The sequence below is a fragment of the Streptomyces sp. NPDC002889 genome, assembly GCF_042888425.1.
Taxonomy (GTDB): Bacteria; Actinomycetota; Actinomycetes; order Streptomycetales; family Streptomycetaceae; genus Streptomyces.
Genome location: NZ_JBIAPT010000002.1, coordinates 189561 through 209373, shown reverse-complemented (window position 1 = coordinate 209373; position 19813 = coordinate 189561). Strand labels below are relative to the sequence as shown.

At 69.2% G+C, this 19813-nt stretch carries 21 protein-coding genes; 5 read left to right on the top strand and 16 right to left on the bottom strand.

From position 1 onward, the window contains the following. The 12 genes from rplN to rpsJ all read right to left on the bottom strand — a co-directional run bounded on the left by rplN (position 1) and on the right by rpsJ (position 5806). Positions 1–369, bottom strand: a complete 369-nt coding sequence (gene rplN, locus ACFYWI_RS03805; protein ID WP_003956455.1) for a 50S ribosomal protein L14 — start codon at positions 367–369, stop codon at positions 1–3. Between the two features lie 163 nt (positions 370–532). Then, entirely contained in the window at positions 533–817 is a 285-nt protein-coding gene (rpsQ, locus tag ACFYWI_RS03800) for a 30S ribosomal protein S17 (RefSeq protein ID WP_389224792.1), read from the bottom strand. Then, positions 817–1041, bottom strand: coding sequence for a 50S ribosomal protein L29 (rpmC, locus tag ACFYWI_RS03795; protein WP_142214203.1), 225 nt, complete (start codon positions 1039–1041; stop codon positions 817–819). The genes rpsQ and rpmC overlap by 1 nt, the downstream gene beginning before the upstream one ends. After that, complete coding sequence (gene rplP / locus ACFYWI_RS03790) at positions 1041–1460, bottom strand: 50S ribosomal protein L16 (protein ID WP_014047785.1); 420 nt, start codon at positions 1458–1460, stop codon at positions 1041–1043. The genes rpmC and rplP overlap by 1 nt, the downstream gene beginning before the upstream one ends. A 5-nt stretch (positions 1461–1465) precedes the next feature. Beyond that, entirely contained in the window at positions 1466–2308 is an 843-nt protein-coding gene (gene rpsC, locus ACFYWI_RS03785) for a 30S ribosomal protein S3 (RefSeq protein ID WP_389224790.1), read from the bottom strand. Beyond that, a complete protein-coding gene (gene rplV / locus ACFYWI_RS03780) occupies positions 2308–2655 on the bottom strand; it encodes a 50S ribosomal protein L22 (RefSeq protein ID WP_004571827.1) in 348 nt (115 codons plus the stop codon). The genes rpsC and rplV overlap by 1 nt, the downstream gene beginning before the upstream one ends. Positions 2656–2695: 40 nt before the next feature. Continuing rightward, complete coding sequence (gene rpsS, locus ACFYWI_RS03775; protein ID WP_003966956.1) at positions 2696–2977, bottom strand: 30S ribosomal protein S19; 282 nt, start codon at positions 2975–2977, stop codon at positions 2696–2698. Between the two features lie 12 nt (positions 2978–2989). Then, complete coding sequence (rplB, locus tag ACFYWI_RS03770; RefSeq protein WP_108151510.1) at positions 2990–3826, bottom strand: 50S ribosomal protein L2; 837 nt, start codon at positions 3824–3826, stop codon at positions 2990–2992. Between the two features lie 39 nt (positions 3827–3865). Then, entirely contained in the window at positions 3866–4183 is a 318-nt protein-coding gene (rplW, locus tag ACFYWI_RS03765) for a 50S ribosomal protein L23 (RefSeq protein ID WP_389224788.1), read from the bottom strand. Then, on the bottom strand, positions 4183–4833 hold the full coding sequence (gene rplD, locus ACFYWI_RS03760; protein WP_389224786.1) for a 50S ribosomal protein L4: 651 nt from the start codon (positions 4831–4833) through the stop codon (positions 4183–4185). The genes rplW and rplD overlap by 1 nt, the downstream gene beginning before the upstream one ends. 5 nt (positions 4834–4838) lie before the next feature. Further along, positions 4839–5483 (bottom strand): 50S ribosomal protein L3, encoded by a 645-nt coding sequence (gene rplC, locus ACFYWI_RS03755; RefSeq protein ID WP_005313592.1) that lies wholly within the window; start codon positions 5481–5483, stop codon positions 4839–4841. Between the two features lie 14 nt (positions 5484–5497). Beyond that, on the bottom strand, positions 5498–5806 hold the full coding sequence (gene rpsJ, locus ACFYWI_RS03750; protein ID WP_003948644.1) for a 30S ribosomal protein S10: 309 nt from the start codon (positions 5804–5806) through the stop codon (positions 5498–5500). A gap of 690 nt (positions 5807–6496) precedes the next feature. On the opposite strand from rpsJ, the gene ACFYWI_RS03745 reads away from it, so the two are divergent. The 4 genes from ACFYWI_RS03745 to ACFYWI_RS03730 all read left to right on the top strand — a co-directional run bounded on the left by ACFYWI_RS03745 (position 6497) and on the right by ACFYWI_RS03730 (position 14226). Further along, a complete protein-coding gene (locus ACFYWI_RS03745; protein WP_389224783.1) occupies positions 6497–6961 on the top strand; it encodes a hypothetical protein in 465 nt (154 codons plus the stop codon). A gap of 247 nt (positions 6962–7208) precedes the next feature. Further along, positions 7209–8882, top strand: a complete 1674-nt coding sequence (locus ACFYWI_RS03740; protein ID WP_389224781.1) for an RNA ligase family protein — start codon at positions 7209–7211, stop codon at positions 8880–8882. Continuing rightward, positions 8883–11804 (top strand): poly(A) polymerase, encoded by a 2922-nt coding sequence (locus ACFYWI_RS03735; protein ID WP_389224779.1) that lies wholly within the window; start codon positions 8883–8885, stop codon positions 11802–11804. It begins immediately after the preceding gene. A gap of 373 nt (positions 11805–12177) precedes the next feature. Continuing rightward, on the top strand, positions 12178–14226 hold the full coding sequence (locus ACFYWI_RS03730) for a PIG-L family deacetylase (RefSeq protein WP_389225217.1): 2049 nt from the start codon (positions 12178–12180) through the stop codon (positions 14224–14226). Between the two features lie 126 nt (positions 14227–14352). On the opposite strand, the gene tuf is transcribed toward ACFYWI_RS03730, so the two are convergent. The 4 genes from tuf to rpsL all read right to left on the bottom strand — a co-directional run bounded on the left by tuf (position 14353) and on the right by rpsL (position 18702). Beyond that, a complete protein-coding gene (gene tuf, locus ACFYWI_RS03725; RefSeq protein WP_189886878.1) occupies positions 14353–15546 on the bottom strand; it encodes an elongation factor Tu in 1194 nt (397 codons plus the stop codon). Between the two features lie 146 nt (positions 15547–15692). Further along, positions 15693–17819: an elongation factor G gene (fusA, locus tag ACFYWI_RS03720; protein ID WP_389224777.1), complete on the bottom strand. Its 2127-nt coding sequence runs from the start codon at positions 17817–17819 to the stop codon at positions 15693–15695. Positions 17820–17857: 38 nt separating this feature from the next. Continuing rightward, a complete protein-coding gene (gene rpsG, locus ACFYWI_RS03715) occupies positions 17858–18328 on the bottom strand; it encodes a 30S ribosomal protein S7 (protein WP_147987673.1) in 471 nt (156 codons plus the stop codon). Between the two features lie 2 nt (positions 18329–18330). Next, complete coding sequence (gene rpsL / locus ACFYWI_RS03710) at positions 18331–18702, bottom strand: 30S ribosomal protein S12 (RefSeq protein WP_003948652.1); 372 nt, start codon at positions 18700–18702, stop codon at positions 18331–18333. 370 nt (positions 18703–19072) lie between these two features. Here rpsL and ACFYWI_RS03705 point away from each other — a divergent pair, with 370 nt between their 5' ends. Further along, entirely contained in the window at positions 19073–19789 is a 717-nt protein-coding gene (locus ACFYWI_RS03705; protein ID WP_389224775.1) for a Crp/Fnr family transcriptional regulator, read from the top strand. The last annotated feature ends 24 nt before the right edge of the window (positions 19790–19813 follow it).

Genomic DNA, 19813 nt, shown 5'->3' with positions numbered 1-19813 from the left:
TTACAGCACCTCCGGCGCGAGCGAGATGATCTTCATGAACTTCTTCTCGCGCAGCTCACGGCCCACCGGGCCGAAGATACGGGTGCCACGAGGATCGCCGTCGTTCTTCAGAATGACAGCGGCGTTCTCGTCGAAGCGGATGTACGAGCCGTCCTGGCGGCGGCGCTCCTTGACGGTGCGAACGATGACCGCCTTGACGACGTCACCCTTCTTCACGTTGCCACCGGGGATCGCGTCCTTGACGGTGGCGACGATGACGTCACCGATGCCCGCGTAGCGGCGACCGGAACCACCGAGAACACGGATGCAAAGGATCTCCTTGGCACCAGTGTTGTCGGCGACACGCAGTCGCGACTCCTGCTGGATCACGTCTTATCTCCTGATCGTCTGCCGGTTCCCGGCGGGATCCGATCGACCCCGCCGAGCCTGGCGGAACTAGTGCTGGGTCCCCGCCTCCCAGGCCCGAAGGCCTGGGGGCGCAGCCCCCAGCGGGGGGCATGCGGGTCCTCCCTGACGGGAGAACCCCGCAAAATTACTTGGCCTTCTCGAGGATCTCGACGACGCGCCAGCGCTTGGTCGCCGACAGCGGACGCGTCTCCATGATGAGGACGCGGTCGCCGACGCCGGCAGCGTTCTGCTCGTCGTGCGCCTTGAGCTTGTTCGTACGGCGGATGACCTTGCCGTACAGCGCGTGCTTCACACGGTCCTCGACGGCGACGACGACGGTCTTGTCCATCTTGTCGCTGACGACCAGACCCTCACGGGTCTTGCGGAAACCGCGGTCGGTCTTGTTCTCAGTCACGTTGCTCTCGCTCATCAGGCGCTCTCCACCGTTTCGATGCCCAGCTCGCGCTCACGCATCAGGGTGTAGATCCGCGCGATGTCCTTGCGGACGGCCTTCAGCCGACCGTGGTTCTCGAGCTGACCGGTCGCCGCCTGAAAGCGGAGGTTGAACAGCTCTTCCTTGGCCTCGCGGAGCTTGGCAACAAGCTCCTCGTTGCCCAGTTCGCGCAGCTCGGACGCCTTGGTACCGGTAGACATCACGACTCACCTGCCTCGCGCCGAACGATCCGGCACTTCATCGGAAGCTTGTGAGCAGCGCGGGTAAGCGCCTCACGCGCAATCTTCTCGTTCGGGTAGGACAGCTCGAACATCACCCGACCGGGCTTGACGTTCGCGATCCACCACTCCGGGGAACCCTTACCGGAACCCATGCGGGTCTCGGCAGGCTTCTTCGTCAGCGGGCGGTCCGGGTAGATGTTGATCCAGACCTTGCCGCCACGCTTGATGTGGCGGGTCATCGCGATACGAGCCGCCTCGATCTGGCGGTTGGTCACGTACGCCGGAGTGAGGGCCTGAATGCCGTACTCGCCGAACGCAACCTGCGTACCACCCTTGGACATACCGCTGCGCTTCGGGTGGTGCTGCTTGCGGTGCTTGACCCTACGGGGGATCAGCATTTCGGTCAGGCCTCCGTTCCGGTGCTCTCAGCCGGAGCGGCAGAGGCGGCGGGAGCGTCGGCCTTGGGGGCCTCGGCAGCCGGCGCGGACTGCTGCTGCGGCTTGCGGCCGCGACCGCCACGCTCGCCACCACGGCCACCGCGGGCGGCCGGGCGGTCGTTACCGCCACGGGCCGGACGGTTGCCGGCGCGGGCAGCGGCGTTCTCGGCGCGAACCTCGGCGATGTTCTTGACGTCGCCCTTGTAGATCCAGACCTTCACACCGATACGGCCGAAGGTCGTCTTGGCCTCGAAGAAGCCGTAGTCGACGTTCGCACGGAGCGTGTGCAGGGGCACGCGGCCCTCGCGGTAGAACTCCGAGCGGGACATCTCGGCGCCGCCGAGACGGCCGCCGCACTGGATCTTGATGCCCTTGGCGCCGGCCTTCATCGAGCTCTGCATGCTCTTACGCATGGCCCGACGGAAGGAGACGCGGGAGGACAGCTGCTCGGCGACGGCCTGGGCCACCAGCTGAGCGTCCACCTCGGGGTTCTTGACCTCGAGGATGTTCAGCTGGACCTGCTTGCCGGTCAGCTTCTCCAGCTCGCCGCGGATACGGTCGGCCTCGGCGCCACGGCGACCGATGACGATGCCCGGGCGGGCGGTGTGGATGTCAACGCGGACGCGGTCGCGGGTGCGCTCGATCTCAACCTTCGAGATACCGGCTCGCTCCATGCCCTTCGTCATCATGCGACGAATGGCGACGTCTTCCTTGACGTAGTCCTTGTACAGCTTGTCGGCGTACCACCGGGACTTGAAGTCCGTGGTGATGCCGAGCCGGAACCCGTGCGGGTTTACCTTCTGGCCCATTACCGGGTTCCTTCCTTGCTGCTGACGACCACGGTGATGTGGCTGGTCCGCTTACGGATCCGGTAGGCACGGCCCTGAGCACGCGGACGGAACCGCTTCAGGGTCGGGCCCTCGTCCACGTACGCCTCGCTGATGACCAGCGAAGAGGCGTCGGTGTGATCGTAGTTGTGTGCAGCGTTGGCAATGGCGCTGTCCAGCACCTTGCCAACCGGCACGCTCGCGGCCTGCGGGGCGAAACGCAGGACCGCCTGAGCCTCCGTGGCATCCATGCCACGGATGAGGTCCACCACTCGGCGGGCCTTCATGGGCGTGACGCGGATGTACCGCGCCTGGGCCCTGGCTTCCATGGTTGTCCCTTCGGTGTAAGTCATAGTCAGTCACCCCGCGTTAGCGGCGCTTCGACTTCCGGTCGTCCTTGACGTGGCCGCGGAAGGTGCGAGTCGGCGAGAACTCACCGAGCTTGTGGCCGACCATCGACTCGGTGACGAACACCGGGACGTGGATCTTGCCGTTGTGCACCGCGATCGTGTGGCCGAGCATGGCCGGGACGATCATCGAGCGACGGGACCAGGTCTTGATGACGTTCTTGGTGCCTGCTTCGTTCTGGACATCCACCTTCTTGATGAGGTGTCCGTCGACGAAGGGCCCCTTCTTGAGACTGCGCGGCATCTAAACCCGCTCCTAGCGCTTCTTGTTCGTCTTGCGGCGGCGGACGATGTACTTGCTCGATGCCTTCTTCGGCGAGCGAGTACGACCCTCCTTCTGACCCCACGGGCTGACCGGGTGGCGACCACCGGAGGTCTTGCCCTCACCACCACCGTGCGGGTGGTCAACCGGGTTCATCGCGACACCGCGGACGGTCGGGCGAACGCCCTTCCAGCGCAGACGGCCGGCCTTGCCCCAGTTGATGTTCGACTGCTCGGCGTTGCCGACCTCGCCAATGGTGGCGCGGCAGCGGGCGTCGACCAGCCGGATCTCACCGGACGGCATACGAAGGTGGGCCATCGTGCCCTCCTTCGCCAGCAGCTGCACGGAGGCACCCGCGGAGCGGGCGAACTTCGCGCCGCCGCCGGGCCGCAGCTCGATGGCGTGGATGGTCGTACCGACCGGGATGTTGCGCAGCGCCAGGTTGTTGCCGGGCTTGATGTCGGCGGCCGGGCCGTTCTCGACACGGTCGCCCTGCGTCAGGCCCTTGGGCGCGATGATGTAGCGCTTCTCGCCGTCTGCGTAGTGCAGGAGCGCGATGCGCGCGGTGCGGTTCGGGTCGTACTCGATGTGAGCGACCTTGGCCGGCACGCCGTCCTTGTCGTGACGACGGAAGTCGATCACGCGGTAGGCGCGCTTGTGGCCACCGCCCTGGTGACGGACGGTCACACGACCGGTGTTGTTACGGCCGCCCTTGCTGTGCAGGGGGCGGACCAGCGACTTCTCCGGCGTGGACCGCGTGATCTCGACGAAGTCGGCGACGGAGGAGCCACGGCGGCCCGGCGTCGTCGGCTTGTACTTGCGGATTCCCATTTCTCAGTCCTCGTCCGATTCCGGACGACTCGACCTCCGTCAGGAGGTCGGGCCGCCGAAGATGTCGATACGGTCGCCCTCGGCAAGGGTCACGATGGCGCGCTTGGTGTTGGCGCGCTTGCCGAAACCGGTGCGGGTGCGCTTGCGCTTGCCCTGGCGGTTGATCGTGTTGACCCCGGTGACCTTGACCGAGAAGACCGCCTCGACGGCCTGCTTGATCTGGGTCTTGTTGGAACCGGGCGCGACGATGAACGTGTACTTGTTCTCGTCGAGCAGCGCGTAGCTCTTCTCGGAGACAACCGGCTTGACGAGAACGTCGCGCGGGTCCGTGAAGGTCTTGCTCGTGATCTCGGCCATCAGGCCTCGCTCCCCTCGTTGTCAGCGGCCTTGGGGCCAGACACGAAGGACTCGAAGGCGGCCTGGGTGAAGACCACGTCGTCGGAGACGAGCACGTCGTACGTGTTCAGCTGGCCCGGCTCCAGGATGTGGACCTGGGGCAGGTTGCGGGCGGACAGCCACGCGGCCTCGTCGGCCCGCTCGACGACCAGGAGCACGTGCTTGCGCTCACTGATCTTGCCCAGCAGGGTCTTCGCGGCCTTGGTGGAGACCTCTCCCTCGATCACGCCGGTGACGACGTGGATGCGGGAGTTGCGGGCCCGGTCGGTGAGGGCACCGCGCAGGGCGGCGGTCTTCATCTTCTTCGGGGTCCGCTGCGAGTAGTCACGCGGCGTGGGGCCGTGGACGACGCCACCGCCGGCGAACTGCGGCGCACGGGTCGAACCCTGACGGGCGCGGCCGGTGCCCTTCTGGCGGTAAGGCTTCTTGCCACCACCACGGACCTCGCCACGGCGCTTGACCTTGTGCGTGCCCTGACGGGCAGCGGCCAGCTGCGCGACGACGACCTGGTGGATCAGCGGGATGCTGATCTTGGCGTCGAAGATCTCGGCCGGGAGCTCGACGGTCCCGGACTTGTCGCCGGCGGGCGACAGAATGTCAATGGTGCTCATAGTCCTCAGGCCCCCTTGGCCGCAGTGCGGACCAGGACCAGGCCGCCGTTGGGACCAGGAACCGCACCCTTGATCAGGAGCAGGCCCTTCTCCGCGTCAACGGCGTGAACGGTCAGGTTCTGGGTGGTGACCCGCTCGTTGCCCATGCGGCCCGCCATGCGGAGGCCCTTGAACACACGGCCCGGGGTGGCGCAGCCACCGATCGAACCGGGAGAGCGGTGCTTGCGCTGGGTACCGTGACCGGCGCCGAGGCCCTTGAAGTTGTGACGCTTCATGACACCGGCGAAGCCCTTGCCCTTGCTCTTGCCCGTGACGTCAACCTTGACGCCGGACTCGAACACCTCGGCAGTGATCTCCTGGCCCAGCGTGTACTCGCTGGCGTCAGGGGTACGGAGCTCCACCAGGTGGCGGCGGGGGGTCACGTCGGCCTTGGCGAAGTGGCCCTTGAGGGGCTTGTTCACCTTGCGCGGGTCGATCTCGCCGAAGGCGATCTGGACCGACTCGTAGCCGTCGATGTCGTTCGTGCGGACCTGGGTAACGACGCAGGGCCCGGCCTTGACAACGGTCACCGGGACGACACGGTTGTTCTCGTCCCAGACCTGGGTCATGCCGAGCTTCTCGCCCAGGACGCCCTTGATCTGCTTAGCCATCTCTTCCGCGCCTCTCAGAGCTTGATCTCGATGTCAACGCCGGCCGGAAGGTCCAGGCGCATCAACGAGTCAACGGTCTTGGGCGTCGGGTCGAGAATGTCGATCAGGCGCTTGTGCGTGCGCATCTCGAAGTGCTCGCGCGAGTCCTTGTACTTGTGCGGCGACTTGATGACGCAGTACACGTTCTTCTCAGTGGGCAGCGGCACCGGGCCTGCGACCGACGCACCAGTGCGAGTCACCGTCTCGACGATCTTCTTCGCCGAAGAGTCGATGACCTCGTGGTCGTAGGCCTTGAGCCGGATGCGGATCTTCTGTCCCGCCATGGCTACTAGTAGTCCTGTCTCTCGAAACGCTCTGGAACCTGGAAGGTTCTCGTTCTCTCTCCGACCCCCGCGGTCGGGCGTGTCGCATTCCCTCTACGAAGAATTCCCGAAGGATTTCCCAACCAAGGGGTGCGGGCCTGAAGACCGCGAGCCGGGGGAGAACACCCACCGGGCGCCTGGTTTGCACCCCGCTGACACTTCCCGAAAGATTCCCGTACGTCCGCCTCAGCGCTGCCTCACGGCAGATGGGGCGACGAGTACTGTGGGACTCGCTTCCGGTCCTCCCGACGGGAGGCGCGCAGCATCGGCACTCAACCGAGCAACCCGGACAGTCTGCCACACCGGCCCCAGCCCTGGCCAATCGAGCCGAGAAGAGTACCCCTCGGGGGTTGACCGTCAAACTGCGGCACGCGGAACGGCAGGCTCCGGGTGGCAGGGGCCCTCCGCGGCCCCGTCCCCGTTCCGCCGGCCACTGGTCGGGATCGCCCGGCGACGATCGCGAGCGCGGATCACGGCCGGCCGTCCCGTCGCCCCTTCCGGCGCGGCACCCCACGCCGCCTGCCGATGCCCTCGCGAGACAGGTGCGCCCTGCGTGAGCGGTGCCCTTCGATCGGCGGCCACCGCGCTGACTAAGATCGTCGGCTGAGCCGTGGCGGGTCCCCCGCCACAGACGATCATCACGGGGGAAGCATGCGCAAGTCACTCACCGCGACAGCGTTCGTCCTGGCCGCAGCTCTGCTGACGGGCTGCGGGAACAGCGGGGACGGCGGAGAGAGCGGAGACAAGGCAGGCGGGAAGGACTCCGCCGCGCAGCAGTCCGAGAAGCCGAAGGACTCCACCGCCGAGCGCATCACCGGCGAGGGCACCCCGCACGAGGTGACCATCGAGGTGCTGGGAACGGGGGAGGCCAACGTCATGTGGACCCTCGACGACTCGGGCTTCGAGAAGAAGACCCTGCCCTGGAAGGAAACGGCCACCATCGCGGCAGTCGGCGCGGAGCAGAAGGTCGGCCGTCTGGTGATCGTCACGCCCGGCACGATCATGGGGCCCGACAGCAAGCTGGTCGGCGCGAGGTGCTCGATCACCGTCGACGGCAAGGTGGTCGCCAAGAGCGCCGACGACTCGGGCAAGCCCTGCCGGTACATGCTGAAGTAACGCCCACTGCCGGTCGAGCCGCCGCGCCACCGCCCGGACGAGTCCCGCTCCGTGCGTGCGGCCTCCGAGGCGGCCCCTCTTCGGGATCGTGTACGCGGATTCCGGTGAGACCGGAATCCGCGTACACGACCTGATCCACAATCCCCCAACGCACCTGTCGGCGCCGACTTATTCGGTCGATCAGGACTCCTCCGCGCTCCTACAGTGACCGGGGCACGTCATCGTCACCGGGGGAATTCGATTCGCCATGCGCACGCACTATCCGCGGACACCACATCTGCCGTGGTCGCCCGGCGCCACCGCGGACGATGTACGGGTCGCCGGTCTGAGCGGTTTCCTCGGCCGCGAAGTCGTCGTCACCGAGAAGCTCGACGGCGAGAACACGACGCTCTACGCCGACGGGCTGCACGCCCGGTCGCTCGACTCCGGGCACCACCCCTCCCGCGCCTGGATCAAGGCCCTGCACGGGCGGATCGCGCACGGTATTCCGGACGGGTGGCGGCTGTGCGGGGAGAACATGTACGCCCGGCACTCGATCGCATACGAGGACCTGGACAGCCTGTTCTACGGGTTCTCGGTCTGGGACGGCGAGGGCCGGTGCCTGGACTGGGACCAAACCGTCGCGTTCTTGCGGGGGTTGGGCGTTCCCGTGCCCGCGGTGCTCTGGCGAGGGGTCTTCGACCGGCGGGCCGATCGGGCCCTGCGGGCGATGAAACTCGACACCGAGCGCCAGGAGGGGTACGTCGTACGCACCGTCGACGGCTTCGGCCCGCAGGAGTTCGCGGCGCGGATGGCCAAGTGGGTGCGGCCGGGGCACGTACGGACCGATACGCACTGGATGCACGCCACCGTCGTGGAGAACGGGCTGGGCCCGGCCGCCGCGCTGTGGGCCGTGCGGTCCGGTGCCGCGCCCGACGCGGCGGCGCTGATGCGCGCCGTAGGGGTGCCCGACGGGGACGGGGCTGCCGCGGCCGAGGTGTCCGCGCGGCTCGATGCGCTGGGGCGGTCCGGGGACCCTCGACTCGCCGGGGTGCTCGCCGCGCTGTTGCACCGCAGTCGGCGGGGCACGCTCGCGGCCCGGCTGGCCGCACCGCTGGGCATGCCGCTCGCGCGGCGCGTCGCCGATCTCGTCGGGCTGCACGCCGGGCTGCACCACCCGTATCCCGACGAGAAGCGCAGGGCCGGCCTCGTACGGATGTCGTACGCCGCCGACCTGGGAGTGGTGCACGCGGTCGCGGGGGCCGTCGCGCCGGATGCCGAAGCGCGTGAGCAGGTGGACTGGTCCGCGCTGCACGCGGAGGAGGCCGGGTCCCTGGAGGGGCTGCGGGAGGCGTTCGCCGCTCTGGACGCCGACGCGGCCGACCTGTGCCGGGCCGAGGCGCGCGAGGCGTACGCGCGAGGGCGTATCTCTACCGTCGAGGAGGCCGTCGCGGCGACCTGGCGCCGGCGCTCCGGTGAGTTCCCGAAGCTGATCCACATGGTGGGTCCATCCGGCAGCGGCAAGAGCACCTTCGCGCGCGGCCTGGAGGGCGTCGACACCTATGTGTCGCTGGACGATCTGCGTGACGCCCGCGGCTCACGCGCCGACCAGAAGGCCAACGGGGACGTGCTGCGGGCGGGCCTTGGACGGCTCGACACCGCACTGGCCGAAGGTGGGACCGTGGTGTGGGACGCCACGTCGCTCAACCCGCACCAGCGTTCCCTGGTGCACGCGGTCGCCCACCGCCGCGACGCTCTCCTCACGCACGCGGTGGTGCTGGTCGACGGGGACGAGCTGGCCCGGCGCAATGCCGGCCGGGCGCACCCGGTGCCGCCCGCGGTGCTCGACGCGCAGCTGCACCGGTTCGTCCCGCCGTACCCCGGCGAGGCGCACCGCACCTGGTACATCGGAGCGGGCGGAACCGTCGAGGAGGAGGCGTAGGTGCGTACCAGCGAGGAGATCTACCACCGGGTCCGCTGGGACGCCCGCTTCGACCCGGCCCGGTTCGTCATGGGGATCAACCAGCGGTCCGCCCCGCCCAAGCGGATCCCGCTGGACACCTTCGACCCCGGCGGCGAGATCCCCTGGCACCGGGTGCTGTTCTTCGAGGCGGACGGCGAGGTCGTCTGGGACCGGACCACGGGCGTGGACCGTATCGACGCGACGGACGCCGGGCGGATACAGGACCCGCGACGGCTGCGTGCGCCCTTCTTCGCGGCGCGGACTCCGTACGCCTGGTCCCGGGAGCAGGGCGGTTGGGTGCCCGCGGCCACGCCCCGGGGTGCGGCGGCCACGGCGGGGCTGCGCGTACTGACCTGGAACACGCTGTGGGACCGGTACGACAGCGACCGCATCGACACCGCCCGGCGCCGCCCGCTGCTGCTGGCGGCCCTCCGGGACGCCGACGCGGACGTCATCGCGCTGCAGGAGGTGGAGGCGGAACTGCTCGCCCTGCTCCTGCGGACCCCCTGGGTGCGCGACGGCTACACGCTGGGCACCGATCCCGGCGGGAAGGAGGTCGAGGACAGCGGGCTGCTGCTCCTCAGCCGGCTGCCCGTACGGGAGGCTGGCCTGCATGTCCTCGGCCCGCACAAGGCGGTCACCGCCTTCGTCGTCGACACGGCCTCCGGTCCACTCGCGGTCGCCACGACCCATCTGACCAGCGACCACTCCGAGAACGGCCCGGCACGGCGCGAGGCCGAACTGGTCCGGCTCGCGGAAGGGCTGGCCGGTGTCGAGGGCGACCTCGTGCTGGTGGGCGACTTCAACGACGGCGGCGACGCCCCCGAGACGACACTCGGCATGCGGGACGCGTGGAGCGAGGTGCACGGGGCGGACGACCGTACGCCGACCTTCGATCCGGGCGTCAATCCGCTGGCCGCCGTCTCCTCGCTGTCCGGGCGGGCCTCCCGGCTGGACAGGGTGCTGCTGCGCGCGCAGGGACTGCGGGCGGACGGCGCCCTACTGCGGGGCGACAGGCCGGAGGCGGACGGGTTGTACGTCTCCGACCACTACGGCGTCGAGGCGGATCTGAGCCTGGACGGCGTCGACGACGCTCCCGCCGGCGTCCTCGACGCCCGGCCGACGGCGCGTACGGCCGTCGCGTGGCTGCCGCCGCAGGACCAGTGGCCACCGATCCAGGACATCCGCCGCGACCACGACCCGCAGATCCGGCGCTGGCCGCCGCACGTCAATGTGCTCTTCGGTTTCGTGCCGGAGTCGGACTTCGACGCGGCGGCCCCGCTGCTCGCCGCGGCGGCCGCGGGCATCGAGCCCTTCGAGGCACGGCTCGAGGGCATCCACAGTTTCGGGCACCGGGAGGACGCGACGGTCTGGCTCGACCCGGCGGCCGCCGGGGACGAGCCGTGGGCGCAGCTGCGGCGAGCTCTGGAACAGCGGTTTCCGCGCTGCCGCGGTCACCGCAAAGGCTTTACCCCCCATCTGAGCCTGGGCCGCACCCGCGATCCGCATGGGCTCACCGCCGAGTGCACGTCCCGCCTCGGCGGCGCGCTGACCGCCCAGGTCGGCGAACTGGTGCTGCTGTCGCGCCGCGGCGACGAGCCGATGCGGGTACGGGCGACGGTGGCTCTGGGTACGGGCGAGGTACGCACATGGCCGGAAATCCCGGTCGACGATCCGGGCACGCCCGGTCCGCAGGCTGGCCCCGTCCCGGCGACCGGCGCCGGGCGGACGGGCTTCCCCCCGCCGACGGCCGGGACGGCGGCCCCCGGCCCCGAGGGCCGGGCGGCGGCCACGCGGGCCCGGCGGATCGCGCAGCGTGTTGCGGAGTCCCTCGGTGAGGGTGTCGTGTACGTGGTCGGCTCCCGGCGCATGGGGTGCGCCCTGCCCGGCGCGGACCTCGACCTGGTGGCCGCGCTGCCGGGCGCGGGCAGCCTGGACGAGGTGCGTGCCCGGGTCGCGGCGGCGGTGCCCGAGGCGACCGGGCTGCGTGCAGTGGTCGGGGCGAGGGTTCCGGGGCTGCGGTTCACCGTCGCCGCCCCGACCATCGACGCTCCTGCCCTTGATGCTCCGACCCTCGATGCTCTGAGCGTCGACCTGGTCGTCGTGGCCACCGGTGCGATGCCCCCGGCCGAGGCGGTCGCGCGACGCACCGAACTGGACGAGGCGGCCGCGGTCGCGCTCAGCGCGGTGAGCGACGCGGACGCGGTGCTCACCATGGTGGGCGACCACCGGGAGGCCTTCACCCGGCTGGCCGCGGAGGTCAAGGCATGGGCCAGGGCCCGCGGCCTGGACTCGGCCCCGTTCGGCGGGCTGCCCGGCCTGGCCTGGTGCGTCCTGGCCGCCCGTACCGTCCGCGAGTGCGGCGACCTGCCCGCCCGGGACCTGCTCCGGCAGTTCTTCGCGACCTGGGCAGCCTGGGACTGGCGCACCCCGGTCGGCGGCCCCGCCTCTCCCCTGCCGGTCACGGTGATGACTCCGACCGCACCGGTCCGCCCCTGCACCGACCAGGTCCTGGCCGGCGGCCGCGACCTTCTGGCCCAGGAGCTCTACCGCGCCTGGGAAGTCCTGGAGACAGCGGCGGACCCGTGGCCGGAGCTCCTTGGTCCGCCACCGCTGCACCGGCGCCACGCGGCCTGGGCGGTCGTGACCGTCAGCCCCGGCCCCGACGAGGGCCGCGTACGGGGCAGGATGCGCGCGCTGCTCAGTGCGCTGGAGGCGGCGGGCGCCCCGGACGCCCATGCCTGGCCCCGCCCGTTCACCACCACCCGCTACGCGATCGGGCTGGGCGCCACCCCGCCCGACCGGTCCCGTATCGCCGAGATCGCCGAGCACTGGCTGCGCGGACTGGCCGGCACCACCCTCACCCACGCGGACGGCGGCGAGGTCCCGACCCTGCGCTGAGCTGCCGCGCCTTCGGAGGAGGCCCTCAACGCCCTTGCCGCCACGACGAGTCGGGCGTCACACTCCCCCGCCCGCAGGCAACCTCCCGCCTCGAACTCCCGTCTAGTTGAGCGCAGAACGGAGGTCTGACCAGCCCGTTCGCGCATGGGGAGATCACAGTACGCAGACGGGGGCAGAACACAGCCCGCCCGCTGCGGGGGAAGCGGACGGAGCACAAGTGAACGACGGAGCTGTCCTCGCGCTGCCCACGGCCGCGCCTGCAGGGGACGAGGAGATATCCGGGGGCGGGCAGGGCGCTGCCGACACGGCACACGCCGCGCGGCGCGAGAGACGGCCCCGCCGGCGCAGCGTCGTCGCCGCGCTGACCGCCCTGATGGCGGCCGGCGCCGTCACCTCCTGCTCCGTGCCCGCCCCGCGCCGCACCGGCCCCGTCGCCGATCCCGCGCCCGGGATGCCCATCGCCAACTCCCGGCGCGCGCAGCTGATGCAGATCCTCGCGCACCCGGACGACGACCTCTACTTCATGAATCCCGACACCCAGCAGATGCTGGACTCCGGGGTTCCGCTGGTCTGTGTGTACGTCACCGCGGGCGAGGCCAACGGCGTCAACAGGCCCCCTGGGCAGCCGAGACCGCTCCCCGACAAGAACGCGTACTCCTCCGCCCGTCACCAGGGCCTGCGCCAGGCGTACGCCGCGCTGCTCGGTCTGGACAAGTTCAGCGACTGGCGCAAGGGCGTCGTCGACCTGCGCGGCGACCTGCGGGCCGAGATCAACGTCCTCGCCAACGGGCCCCGCAGAGTCGAGCTGATCTTCCTCAACCTCGCCATGCACACCCCCCGCGCGCGCCGGCTCGGCCTGCCGAGCCTGTGGCGGGACCGGTCCCTGCACCTGCCGACCGTCGTCGCCGACGACTCCCCGGTGCGCCAGGCCGACTCGTACGACTACGACCAGCTGGTCGACGTCCTCGTCGGGCTGCTGGACCGCTACCGGCCCACCGTCGTGCAGACGCTCGACCCCGACCCGGACATCCAGTACAGCGACGAGGCGACCCGGAAGAGGGACAGCGAGCAGCGCGGCTACTCCGACCACGCCGACCACACGGCCGTGGCCTCCTTCAGCTGGGCCGCGCTGGTCCGCTGGGTCGCCGAGTCCACTCAGAACGGCGGCGAGGTTCCGGCGTTCGTCGCCACCGCGTTCCGCGGCTACTACAACCGGCACTGGCCGAAGAACCTCCCCCCGGGCGTGCTCAAGCGCAAGGCCGACAATCTGGTGCCGTACGGCGGCGACGCGGGCTGGGACTGCGGCAACGCGGCCGGCTGCGGCGACTACGGCGTTGGCGGCAGCCGCCCGCTGAAGAACAGGAAGGGCTGGGTCCGTTCCACCCACTACCGCTATCCGGGCGCCCGCCCCGCGGTGGCGGCCGAACCGGACGGCCGGCTCGCCGCGTACGGAGTACTCGGGCTGCGCGCGGTGCGCTGGCGCGAGACCGAGCGCGGCAGCGGCCGGTGGGGCACCCCGGACGACCTCGGCGGGGGCCCGCTCGCGCCGGCCCTCGGCACGGCTGGACTGCAGGACGGCCGTCAGCTGGTGTTCGGGCTGCGGTTCAAAGCGATCAGCGGGCACGGTGGGGACAACGCCCGCGAGATCGTGCTGCTGGAACAGCGCTCCGCCGGCGGCCCGTTCCTCCCCTGGCGCGGGCTCGGCAATCCGGAGCGCAACGACGACCGGGGGCGGCGGATCGGTGTCCCGGTCGCGGTCACGGCTCCCGACGGCCGGGTGCATCTGTTCGTGCGCAACGCGGACAAAGGCGTGAGCAGCCGGGTCCGGGACACCGGCGGCAGCTGGGGCGGCTGGCAGCACCTCGGGGGCGGCGAGACCCAGGACGGTCTGACGGTCGTGGTGGACAGCGAGGGCCGGGTCCATGTCTTCGGCGCGGGCCACAACGGCATCCATCACTGGACGCAGGACTGGCCCGGTGGACCGCTGACGCACCGCTTCGACAGCGCGCTGCCGCTCGCTGTCGGCTCCCCCGCCGCTCTCCCGGGCAGGGACGGCACGGTCCAGCTGCTCTTCCGCACGGAGCGGCCGTGGAAGCGCGTGTCCGCCGAGGACGGCCGCGGTACGGCCTCGCCCCGTCTGATCTCGATGAGCGCCGACGGCGAGCAGGTGCCGGCCATGCGCTTCGACGGCTACGGGCCGCTCACGGCGGCCGGCAGCCGGGAGGGGACCGTACTGCTCGGCAGGGATCTGCGGGGCCGGGTCCAACTGGGTCTGGACGGAAGGCTGTTGACGCGAGCGACCGGGCCCCTGGCACTGGACCTCCCCTCCCTGCACATCACCACCGAAGGGCCGACCGTCGTCGGCCTGGGCGCGGACGGGCACCCCTGGACCTGGTCCCCCCGGGTCGGCGCCGCCGGCTGACGGGGCGGCGCAGGCCGGCGGTGCGCACCCCGGCCGGCGCGGGCCGCACATGGCGAAGGGCCCCGCACCTCTCGGTGCGGGGCCCTTCTTGCAGCTCAGCGAGCTACCAGGTCACAGCGTCAACAATTACTTGTTGATCTTGGTGACCTGGCCGGCGCCGACGGTCCGGCCACCCTCACGGATGGCGAACTTGAGGCCCTCCTCCATGGCGACGGGCTGGATCAGCTCGACGGTCATGGTGGTGTTGTCGCCCGGCATGACCATCTCGGTGCCCTCGGGGAGGGTCACGACGCCGGTCACGTCCGTGGTACGGAAGTAGAACTGCGGGCGGTAGTTGTTGAAGAACGGGGTGTGACGGCCACCCTCGTCCTTCGACAGGATGTAGGCCTGGGCCTCGAAGCTGGTGTGCGGCGTGACCGAACCCGGCTTGATGATGACCTGGCCGCGCTCGACGTCCTCGCGCTTGATGCCACGGAGGAGCAGACCGACGTTCTCACCGGCCTGGCCCTCGTCGAGCAGCTTGCGGAACATCTCGATGCCGGTGACCGTGGTGGTGGTCTTCTCGGTCTTGATACCGACGATGTCGACGGTCTCGTTGACCTTGAGGACACCACGCTCGATGCGGCCGGTGACGACCGTGCCACGACCGGTGATCGTGAAGACGTCCTCGATCGGCATCAGGAACGGCTTGTCGACGTCACGCTCGGGCTGCGGGATCGACTCGTCGACGGCCTTCATCAGGTCGAGAACGGTCTGGCCCCACTCGGCGTCGCCCTCGAGCGCCTTGAGCGCCGAGACCTTGACGACCGGCAGGTCGTCGCCCGGGAACTCGTACTCGGAGAGGAGCTCACGGACCTCGAGCTCGACGAGCTCCAGGATCTCCTCGTCGTCCACCATGTCGGCCTTGTTCAGGGCCACCACGATGTAGGGAACGCCGACCTGGCGGGCCAGGAGCACGTGCTCCTTGGTCTGCGGCATCGGGCCGTCGGTCGCGGCAACCACGAGGATCGCGCCGTCCATCTGCGCGGCACCCGTGATCATGTTCTTGATGTAGTCCGCGTGACCGGGGCAGTCGACGTGGGCGTAGTGACGCGACTCGGTCTGGTACTCGACGTGCGCGATGGAGATGGTGATACCGCGCTGGCGCTCCTCAGGAGCCTTGTCGATCTGGTCGAAGGCCGAGGCCTCGTTCAGGTCCGGGTACGCGTCATGCAGCACCTTGGTAATGGCGGCCGTGAGGGTCGTCTTACCGTGGTCGATGTGACCGATGGTGCCGATGTTGACGTGCGGCTTAGTCCGCTCGAACTTCGCCTTCGCCACTGTGGTCCTCCTGGAGTGGTTCTGTACGCCTTACTCATCGGCGCCAGGTGATCTTTGCTGGGATGCCGGCCCCCGGGGCATCCGTCGCGGTTGCGTGGATGCCCCGGAGAATCCGGTGACAAGCCTAAAGCGTGTACTCGGAAGAGTTACTCGCCCTTGGCCTTCGCGATGATCTCCTCGGCGACGTTCCGGGGAACCTCGGCGTAGGAGTCGAACTGCATCGAGTAGCTTGCGCGACCCGAGGTCTTGCTGCGGAGGTCTCCGACATAGCCGAACATCTCCGAGAGGGGCACGAGGCCCTTCACGACGCGAGCGCCGCTGCGCTCCTCCATGGCCTGGATCTGGCCACGGCGGGAGTTGATGTCGCCGATGACCTCACCCATGTAGTCCTCGGGCGTGGTGACCTCGACGGACATCATCGGCTCGAGAAGCACGGGCGAAGCCTTGCGCGCGGCCTCCTTGAACGCCTGCGAACCGGCAATCTTGAACGCCAGCTCGGAGGAGTCGACCTCGTGGTAGCCACCGTCGAGAAGAATGACGCGGACGCCCGTCATCTCGTAGCCGGCCAGGATGCCGAACTGCATGGCCTCCTGCGCACCGGCGTCCACCGAAGGGATGTACTCCTTCGGGATACGGCCACCGGTGACCTTGTTCACGAACTCGTACGAGGCGTCGCCGCCCTCGATCGGCTCGATCGCGATCTGCACCTTGGCGAACTGACCGGTACCACCGGTCTGCTTCTTGTGGGTGTAGTCGTGACGCTCGACGGCCTTGCGGATCGTCTCGCGGTACGCGACCTGCGGCTTGCCGACGTTGGCCTCGACCTTGAACTCGCGGCGCATACGGTCGACGAGGACGTCGAGGTGAAGCTCGCCCATACCACCGATGATGGTCTGGCCGGTCTCCTCGTCCGAGTGGACCTGGAAGGAGGGGTCCTCCTCCGCGAGACGCTGGATGGCCACACCCAGCTTCTCCTGGTCACCCTTGGACTTGGGCTCGATGGCGACCTGAATGACCGGCGCCGGGAAGTCCATGGACTCCAGGATCACCGGGTTCTTCTCGTCGCACAGCGTCTCACCGGTGGTGGTCTGCTTCAGGCCCATGACGGCGACGATGTCGCCGGCGCCCACGGCGTCGATCTCCTCACGCTTGTTCGCGTGCATACGGTAGATCTTGCCGATGCGCTCCTTCTTGCCCTTGACGGAGTTCAGCACCGCGGTGCCGGCCTCCAGGCGACCCGAGTAGACCCGGATGAAGGTGAGCTTGCCGAGGTGCGGGTCGCTCGCGATCTTGAAGGCGAGCGCCGACAGCGGCTCGCTCTCGGACGGCTTGCGGGAGACGACCTGCTCCGGGTCCTTGACGTCGTGGCCCTCGATGGCCTCGACGTCCAGGGGGGAGGGGAGGTAGCGCACAACGGCGTCGAGCAGGGGCTGAACGCCCTTGTTCTTGAACGCGGTACCACAGAACACCGGGGTGACCGTGGTCTCGCCGCCCTTGCCGGAGGCGATGGTGATACGACGGATCGCGGCGTACAGCTGCTCCTCGGTGGGCTCCTGGCCCTCCAGGTACAGCTCCATGATCTCTTCGTCGTTCTCCGCGACCGTCTCGACCAGCTTGCCGCGCCACTCCTCGGCGGCCTCGGCGTGCGTGGCCGGGATGTCGACGACGTCGTACATCTCGCCCTTGGTGGCCTCGGCGGACCAGACAAGAGCCTTCATACGAACGAGGTCGACGATGCCCTTGAAGTCGGCCTCGGCACCGATCGGAAGCTGCATGACGATCGGAGTGGCGCCGAGGCGGTTCACGATCATGTCGACACAGCGGTGGAACTCGGCGCCCGTGCGGTCGAGCTTGTTGACGAAGCAGATACGCGGAACGCCGTAGCGGTCCGCCTGACGCCAGACGGTCTCGGACTGGGGCTCCACACCGGCGACACCGTCGAACACGGTCACAGCGCCGTCGAGGACGCGGAGCGAACGCTCCACCTCGACGGTGAAGTCGACGTGACCCGGGGTGTCGATGATGTTGATGGTGTGGTCGACGTCCTCGAGCGGCCAGTGACAGGTTGTCGCGGCGGACGTGATGGTGATGCCGCGCTCCTGCTCCTGCTCCATCCAGTCCATCGTGGCAGCGCCGTCGTGGACCTCACCGATCTTGTAGCTCACACCGGTGTAGAACAGAATGCGCTCGGTGGTCGTCGTCTTGCCCGCGTCGATGTGGGCCATGATCCCAATGTTGCGGACCTTGGCCAGGTCAAGCGAAGTGGTGGCCATAAGGCTCAATCTTCTCTCGGTCTCGATGTGGGTAGCGACTACCAGCGGTAGTGCGCGAAGGCCTTGTTGGACTCGGCCATCTTGTGCGTGTCCTCACGCTTCTTGACCGAAGCGCCGAGGCCGTTGGAGGCGTCCAGCAGTTCGTTCATGAGGCGCTCGGTCATGGTCTTCTCACGGCGGGCGCGGGAGTAACCCACGACCCAGCGGAGTGCGAGGGTGGCGGCGCGACCGGGCTTGACCTCGATCGGCACCTGGTAGGTGGCGCCACCGACACGGCGGGACTTGACCTCGAGAGACGGCTTGACGTTCTCGAGAGCGCGCTTCAGCGTGATGACCGGGTCAGCGCCGGTCTTCTCGCGGAGGCCTTCCATGGCGCCGTAGACGATCCGCTCGGCGGTGGAACGCTTGCCGTTGAGCAGGATCTTGTTGATGAGCGAGGTCACCAGAGGAGAACCGTAGACCGGGTCGATGATGACCGGGCGCTTCGGGGCGGGGCCCTTACGAGGCATTCTTACTTCTCCTTCTTGGCGCCGTAGCGGCTGCGGGCCTGCTTGCGGTTCTTGACACCCTGGGTGTCGAGGGAACCACGGATGATCTTGTAACGAACACCCGGCAGGTCCTTCACACGGCCACCACGCACGAGCACGATGGAGTGCTCCTGCAGGTTGTGTCCCTCACCCGGAATGTAAGCCGTGACCTCGATCCCGGAGGTCAGACGCACACGCGCGACCTTCCGCAGGGCCGAGTTCGGCTTCTTCGGGGTGGTCGTGAACACACGCGTGCAGACGCCGCGGCGCTGAGGGGAACCCTCGAGTGCGGGCGTCTTGTTCTTCTCGACCTTGTCCTGCCGGCCCTTCCGGACCAGCTGCTGGATCGTAGGCACTACTTCTCCGGTTTCTGTGTGCCGTTCGTGAAGCTAACCTGGAACGTCGCCGACCCACGCGGTCGGGTGTGTCGAATACTGCAAGCCCCTCGCCGTGAAGCTGAGGAGACGCAGATTGCGGTGGCCGATCTCGGACCCGACATGCGGTTGAGGACACGCACACGAGCCCAGGCACACCCCAGGCACAAGGTCTGAGCGTACCTACCGCACCGAGTTCGGTCAAAACAAATGCAGGCACGGGCGACACGCCGGACTTCCGTCGGCGATTCGTTTCCGGAAGGTTCCGTCTGCGGCCCATCCCTGTCGTTCGCCGTCCCGCGCTACCGGTCTTTAGTAGGTTGATCGCTCGCTGTGACAACGGGGGGACTGTATGACGGCGGCGTACTTACCCGGCGACGGTGGCCTGGACGACCGGGTGCCCTTTCTCGCGCGGCTCGAAAGCGACGACCGCTCCGCGCTTCTCGCGCTCGGACACGCGCTCGACTTCGCGGCCCGTGTCCTCGTACTGCACCAGAACGAGCCCTCGTCGCACGTCCTGTTCATCCTGCGCGGCTGGACCAAGGTCACCGCGTCCGCCGCCAACGGGTACGAGGCCCTGCTCGCCCTGCGCGGTCCGGGCGACATCATCGGGGAATCCGCCGCGCTGACCGGACGGCCGCGGTCGGCGACGGTGACCGCCCTGGAGGCTGTGGGCGCCGTCGCCGTGGAGCGCGAGCGCTTCACCGACTTCCTCGGCCGGTCCCCCGCCGTGTCCTTCGCCCTGCTCGGACTCACCTCCGACCGCACCCGGGCCGCGGACCGGCGTCGGCTGGAGTTCGCGTCCATGAGCGTGCGGGAACGCTTCGCCGCACTGCTGCTCGACCTGGCACGGACCCATGGGCGGCGTACGGACGAAGGGATCGAGCTGTCCGTACCGCTCAGCAAGCAGGAGCTCGCAGGCTCCATCGGGGCCTCGCGGGAGATGGTGCAGCGCCTGCTCAAGGAGCTGCGGGCCCGCGAGGCGGTGGCGACCGGACGGCGTGCCCTGCTGATCAGGCGGCCGGACATACTGCGGCGCATCGCGCGCGCCGAGCACCCCGCCCTCTGAGGCGCGCGCCCGGGTCCCCCGCCG